Source organism: Kitasatospora sp. NPDC054939 (genome assembly GCF_053610105.1).
Map to the genome: position 1 here is coordinate 47,606 of NZ_JBSGXP010000012.1, position 6,000 is coordinate 53,605.

Consider the following 6,000-nt stretch of genomic DNA (forward strand, 5'->3'; position numbering starts at 1 on the left):
GCCCGCTCGTAGCGTCGCCGTCGTACGGGAACGCGGCCGGACCGTCCGTTCCGTGCGCACCCGTCCCGTACGCCGCCCGCCCCGTACGCCGTGCTCGGCGTTCGGTGCGCCGCGCGGCGCGACCGACAGTGAAGGGAATCCTGTGATCAGCATCCGAGGCCTGACCAAACGCTACGGCGGCACGCTCGCCGTCGACGACCTGACGTTCGACATCCGGGCCGGCCGGGTCACCGGCTTCCTCGGCCCGAACGGGGCCGGCAAGTCCACCACGATGCGCATGATCCTGGGCCTCGACCACCCCACGCGCGGGCGGGCGCTGATCGCCGGCCGTCCGTACGCCGACCTGCGCCGCCCGCTGCGGGCGGTCGGCGCGATGCTGGACGCCCGGGCCGTGCACCCCGCCCGTACCGGGCGGGCGCACCTGATCGCCCAGGCCCGGACCAACGGCATCCCGGTGCGCCGGGTGGACGAGGTGCTGGAGACGGTGGGCCTCAGCAAGGCGGCCCGCCGGAAGGCCGGCACCTACTCGCTGGGCATGAGCGGGCGGCTCGGGGTGGCCGGCGCGCTGCTCGGCGACCCGGCCGTGCTGATCCTGGACGAACCGGTGAACGGCCTGGATCCGGACGGCGTGCGGTGGATCCGCAAGCTCGTCCGCGATCAGGCGGCGCAGGGGCGCACCGTGTTCCTCTCCAGCCACCTGATGAGCGAGATGCAGCTGACGGCCGACCACCTGGTCGTCATCGGACGGGGGAGACTGCTGAGCGACACCTCGATGGCGGAGTTCCTGGCCGCCGCCTCGCCCGCCTCGGCCCGCGCCTCGGTGCCCGACCCGGGGGAACGCGCCACCCTGGTCCGCCGTCTGGCGGCGCTCGACGGTGTGCGCGTCGAGACGGCGGCCGACGGCGCGCTCACCGTCGACGGCCGGACCGCGGCCGAGCTCGGCGACCTCGCCCACCACTGCGGCGTCCGGCTGCACGCGCTCAGTGACGTCCGGGTCTCGCTGGAACAGGCGTACCTGGACCTGACGGCGCGCAGCGTCGAGTACGCGACCGGCGGCGCCGGCGAAGGGGGACGACTGTGACCACGACGACGACCACCAGTACGACACCGGGCGGGCGCGGCGAGCGGAGGGCCACCGACGACCTCGCGACGGGGCGCTCGCCCGGCGGGTTCGCCGGGGCGGTCACCGCCGAGTGGGCCAAGCTGTGGACCGTCCGGGCCCCCGTCCTCTGCCTCCTGGCGGGCCTGGCGGTCACCGGGGTGTTCACCTTCTACTACGCCTCGATCGCCCGCATCAACGAGCACCCGGTCCAGCCGGTCGGGAACGCGGCGGCCTCCTCCGTCCTCGTCACCCAGTTCGCCGTCGTCGTCCTGGCGACGGTCGCGGTGACCTCCGAGTACGCGACGGGGACGGTACGGGCCTCGCTCCTCTGGGTGCCCCGGCGCCACCGGTTCCTGGCGGCGAAGGCCCTGGTCACGGGCGCGGTGGCGTTCCTCGCCGGAGTCGCCTTCGCCGTCGCGGGCACGGCCGTCGCCTGGACGGCCTTCGACGGGCGGGCCTCCTTCGCGGCGGGCACCACCCTCGCGCAGGTCCTCGCGATCGGGGTCTACCAGGCGCTCGTCGCCGTCCTCACCGTCGGCACGGCCTTCGCCGCCCGCCACGCCGCGGGCGTCCTGTCGGCACTCGCCACCCTGCTGTGGGCACTGCCGAGCGCGCTGCTGGGGCTCGGCGGCGACACGCTCGCCGCCGTGAACGACCTCCTGCCGTACGGAGCGGGCGACCACCTCGTGCGCGCCGGTGACGACGCCCCGTACTCCGCGGCGACGGCCGTCCTCATCGTGGCCGGGTGGGCTGCAGTGGCCCAGGCGGCCGGCCTGTACGTGCTGCGCCGCAGGGACGCCTGACGCGGCGTCGGGCCCGCCCCGGGTGCCCGCCGACGCCCACCGTCCGGCGGGCACCCGGGCACGTCCCGGAGAATCGACCCGAGCGCCCGGCACCCGCAGACCCGAGCGCCCGACACCCGCAGACCCGAGGCCACGCGCCACCGACCCGACCACCACCGACCGGAAGGACCTCCCCAGGCCATGCGGCACCCGCGCATTCCCCCGGCCCGGACCGTGCTCGCCGACGGGGCGCTGTGGGCCGGGGCGGCCGCCGCGACCGGGTACGGATACCGGGAGGCGACCGCGGGCCGACCGGTCGTCGACCTGCTGCTCCCGCTGGCCGTGTTGGCGGTGGCCGTGCCGCTGTCCCGCAGCCGTCCGGGGGCCGCGGTGCTGCTCGTCAACGGCCTGTGCGCGCTGGGCCTGGCCGGTTCCGCGACCCCGGCCAACGCCCAGGTGCTGTCGGTGGCGGTGCTGAGCTGCCTGCTCGGTGTGCGGGTCGCCGGGGCCCGCGGGCCGCTGGCGGTGCTGGCCGGGTGCCTCGCGGTCGACGTCGCGACCTGCGCTGTGCTGCGGGCGCCGGCCGTGTGGTGGTTCTACACCCTGACCGTCCTGCCCGCCGCCCTGCTGCTGCCCTGGCTGGCCGGCCGCCACTGGCGCGGGCGGCGTGAACTCGTCCGGGAGGGCTGGCGGTTGGCGCGCAGTCTGGAGGAGCGCCAGCACCTCGTCGCGGACCGCGCCCGGCTCACCGAACGGGCCGACATCGCGGCGGACATGCACGACTCGCTCGGCCACGTCCTGAGCCTGGTCGCCCTGCGCGCCGGCGCCCTGGAGCTCTCCCCGGACCTCACCGAGCGCGACCGGGCCGACCTCGCCGAACTCCGCGGGACGATCGCGGACGCCGTCGAGCAGCTCCGGGAGACCGTCGCCGTCCTGCACGGACCACGGGAAGCGGGCCCGGTGGGTCCGGCGGCCCCGGCGGCCCCGGCCGGTCCTCCCGGCTCACCCGGCCCGCTCGCCGCCCGGGACACGGTCGAGGACCTCCTCGGCCGGGCCGCCGCCTCCGGGGTGCCGGTCCGCTGGGAGCGGCACGGCGACGTGCCCGCCCTGCCGCCACTGGTCGAACGCGGGATGTACCGGGTGGTGCAGGAGGCTCTCACCAACGCCGTGAAGCACGCCCCGGGCGGCCGGGTCTCGGTGGGGATCCGCCACGGCGCCGACCGCACCCGGGTGAGCGTCGTCAACACCGCTGCGCCGAAGGGCGGGTCGGCGGGGGAGCGCCCGGCCGTCACCGGCGGCCGGGGACTGACCGGACTCCGGGAGCGGGTGGCCGTCCTCGGCGGCACCCTGCGGACCGGTCCGCACCAGGGCGGCTTCCGGGTCGCCGCCGTCCTCCCGCACCAGGTGCGGCCCGGGGTGCGGCAGGCGGATCCCGGTGGCGCACCCGAGTCCGCGGAACGGCTCGCCGCCGTACGGCGTGCCGCGCGCCGCCGGGCCGTCGCCGCGTTCGCAGCTCCCGTCGCGGCAGCGGCCGTCTTCGTCCCGGCCGCGCTCTACCTGGCCTGGCAGCTGACGACGGGCGTGCTGCCGCCGAGCCGGTACGACCGACTGGAGCCGGGCCGCTCCCGCGCCGAACTCGCCCACCTCCTCCCGGACCGCGCCTTCCCGTACCCGGCGGACCGGGCCCGCTCCGCACCCCGGCCGCCGGACACCGACTGCGCGTTCTACCGCTCCGGCCGCGACCTGCTGAACGAGGTCGACCTCTACCGGCTCTGCTGGTCCGGCGACGTCCTGGTGGCCAAGGACACGGTGGCGGCGGGCGGTTGAGCGAACGGCAGGATCAGCCGCGGCCGACGGCGTAGGCTCGCGACGACCGGTCGGGGGAGTCGGAGGGGAGCGCGTCGCATGCTCGGTTGGTGGATCGTCGTCTCGGTGCGGGACCTGCAGGACCAGGACGCCGGGGTCGCTGCCGACCCGTCGGCGACGCTCGCGAGCTGGGAGGTCGGCATCGGCGGTTTGGACTGGCTCGACGAGTTGGTGGCGGCCGACAAGGCCGAGCAGCAGTGGTACCACGGCTATCCGAACCGGTACACCGCCCTCGCCGCGGACGTCCTGCCGCTGCTCGCCGACGGCACTCCGCCCGGCACCGGCCCCGCCGATGAGCACCGCCGCCGCGCCCTGCACCCCGACCGCATCGCCGGGTGTGCCGCGGACCGGCCGCTGACCGTCGACGCGTGGGACCAGTCCTGACCCTGCGGCGGGCGACGGCTGTGCGGTCCTGCCGCTGGGCCGTGCCGTCGGGCCGCGCTGTCCAACCGGTCGCCGGTGGCCTCAGGCGGGCAGGTGGCGGGCGTGGGTGGTGCGGCGGGCCCGGGCCAGCAGGCCCTGGATGGCGGCGGACGCCTGGCAGGGGTCGGTCAGCGGCGTGCTGAACGGCACCCGGGCGTCGGTGCAGGTGGTCTCCGCGCTCTCGTCGAACGGTTCGGCGAGCAGGCCGGTGAGGGTGACGCGGGTGCGGACGCGGTCGCGGACGGGGGTCGGGGCGACGTCGGTGAACTCCAGCCGCACTGGGATGAGGGCGTTGGAGGTGTGCCGCTCGGGCGCCGGGTCGTGCAGGTGGAAGCGGCCGATCGCGGTGCCGCCGTCCAGGCGCCTCAGCTCCGTGGCGAGGCCGTCGCAGACGACGTTCGCGGAGTGCGCGGTGGTCAGGACGGACAGCAGGCGTTCGGCAGCGCCGGGCTGCCGGGTGGCGCGGGTGTGGGTGCGGGACATGGTGGGGCCTCGGTCTTCCGGGTGGGCACGACGGGCCACCGACGGCCCTGGGGTTAGGTTAGCCTAACCTTAGGTTTTCGCGGTGGCGGCGTCCACGTCGCTCCCGGTACCCGAGGACCGGCCCGAGCGGCGGTGGCGACTGCGCCTGGTGCCCGTCGTCGGCGAGGACGTCGAGGCGCAGGTGTGCAACCTCGCCGACAGCGGTGTGCCAGTGCGCCGGAACGCGACAGGGTTCGCGCACCATCCGTCACCGCGATCCGCAGCGCCGCCCTGTCGTTCTGTGGGATTCGACGTAGCGCGCAGGGATCGCGTCCCGGGAGGATGCCCGCCATGACGCTCGACAAGGACCTCGTTCCGGCCCGTGCGGCGCACTCGCTGCCGTTGGTGTTCGGCGCGGGAGCGGCCATCGGTGTCCTGGGCGGGATGATCGGGCTGGGTGGTGCGGAGTTCCGGCTGCCGCTGCTGATCGGCGTGTTCGGGTTCGCCGCGCTGTCGGCGGTCATCCTGAACAAGGCGATGAGTCTGGTGGTGGTCCTGATCGCCCTGCCGTCCCGGCTGGTCGCGGTCCCCGCCTCGCAGGTGGCCGAGCACTGGCCCGTCGCGGTCAACCTGCTGGCCGGGAGCCTGCTGGGAGCCTGGGCCGGGGCGGGCTGGGCGGTGCGGATGCGCAGCGCCACCCTCTACAAGGTGCTGGCCGCCCTGATGGTGCTCATGGCCGCCGCCCTGCTGGTGACCCACACCACGGCGCTGGATGCGCTCGGCATGCCGGCGTGGGCCCGGATCCCGAGCGGGGTGGTGGCCGGGTTCGGCATCGGGGTGGTCGCGGCGCTCATGGGGGTGGCGGGCGGAGAACTGCTGATCCCGACGATCGTGCTGCTGTTCGCGGTCGACATCAAGACCGCGGGGAGCCTGTCCCTGCTGGTCTCCCTGCCGACCATGCTGGTGGCGTTCGCCCGCTACAGCCGTGACGGCAGCTTCGCGGTGCTCGGCGCGAACCTGCGCTTCACCGCGGTGATGGCCGCCGGGTCGGTGGCCGGCGCCGTACTGGGCGGCCTGCTCCTCGGGGTGTTCTCCGACCTGGTCCTTATCCCGGCGCTGGCCGTGATCCTCCTCGTCTCCGCCGTCAAGCTCGCCCGGCACGACTGAGCGCCGGCTGTCGTTGCTGCGTCGCCGAGCGGACGTCCCGGCGGCTTGCCTGATGACAGGTGACCAACACGGCCGAGCGGGCTCCGGTGTGGTGGCGGTTCCCGCTTATGGGTATGGCGGGCCACCGGGAGGGGCCGACGAAGGCCGCCGGCCGGTGGTAGGGGCGGGTGGTGGCCGGGAGCGTGTGGTAGGGCAGGT

The 6,000-nt window shown here is 75.6% G+C and carries 6 protein-coding genes; 5 read left to right on the forward strand and 1 reads right to left on the reverse strand.

The window, feature by feature from the left end:
• The first annotated feature begins 142 nt into the window (after window positions 1–142).
• From ACWGB8_RS05900 to ACWGB8_RS05915, 4 genes are all read left to right on the forward strand, one after another.
• Window positions 143–1,081, forward strand: coding sequence for an ATP-binding cassette domain-containing protein (locus ACWGB8_RS05900; protein WP_452210658.1), 939 nt, complete (start codon window positions 143–145; stop codon window positions 1,079–1,081).
• Entirely contained in the window at window positions 1,078–1,905 is an 828-nt protein-coding gene (locus tag ACWGB8_RS05905) for an ABC transporter permease (protein WP_452210660.1), read from the forward strand. The genes ACWGB8_RS05900 and ACWGB8_RS05905 overlap by 4 nt, the downstream gene beginning before the upstream one ends.
• A 180-nt stretch (window positions 1,906–2,085) precedes the next feature.
• Window positions 2,086–3,711, forward strand: a complete 1,626-nt coding sequence (locus tag ACWGB8_RS05910; protein WP_452210662.1) for a sensor histidine kinase — start codon at window positions 2,086–2,088, stop codon at window positions 3,709–3,711.
• 78 nt (window positions 3,712–3,789) lie between these two features.
• The gene (locus ACWGB8_RS05915) at window positions 3,790–4,134 is read left to right on the forward strand and encodes a hypothetical protein (protein ID WP_452210664.1); all 345 of its coding nucleotides are present in this window, start codon (window positions 3,790–3,792) and stop codon (window positions 4,132–4,134) included.
• A gap of 81 nt (window positions 4,135–4,215) precedes the next feature.
• Here the strand turns inward: ACWGB8_RS05915 and ACWGB8_RS05920 are convergent, their stop codons facing one another.
• Window positions 4,216–4,656 (reverse strand): hypothetical protein, encoded by a 441-nt coding sequence (locus tag ACWGB8_RS05920; RefSeq protein WP_452210666.1) that lies wholly within the window; start codon window positions 4,654–4,656, stop codon window positions 4,216–4,218.
• Between the two features lie 330 nt (window positions 4,657–4,986).
• Between ACWGB8_RS05920 and ACWGB8_RS05925 the strand changes: the two genes are divergently transcribed.
• Window positions 4,987–5,802 carry a sulfite exporter TauE/SafE family protein gene (locus tag ACWGB8_RS05925; RefSeq protein ID WP_452210668.1) on the forward strand — a complete coding sequence of 272 codons (816 nt, stop codon included), beginning with the start codon at window positions 4,987–4,989 and terminating at the stop codon, window positions 5,800–5,802.
• Window positions 5,803–6,000: the final 198 nt, after the last annotated feature.

Bases quoted from the DNA above. Each gene is read 5' to 3' on its own strand.
- ACWGB8_RS05910 (WP_452210662.1), top strand. From the start codon at position 2,086: ATGCGGCACCCGCGCATTCCCCCGGCCCGGACCGTGCTCGCCGACGGG.
- ACWGB8_RS05915 (WP_452210664.1), top strand. From the start codon at position 3,790: ATGCTCGGTTGGTGGATCGTCGTCTCGGTGCGGGACCTGCAGGACCAG.
- ACWGB8_RS05920 (WP_452210666.1), bottom strand. From the start codon at position 4,656: ATGTCCCGCACCCACACCCGCGCCACCCGGCAGCCCGGCGCTGCCGAA.
- ACWGB8_RS05925 (WP_452210668.1), top strand. From the start codon at position 4,987: ATGACGCTCGACAAGGACCTCGTTCCGGCCCGTGCGGCGCACTCGCTG.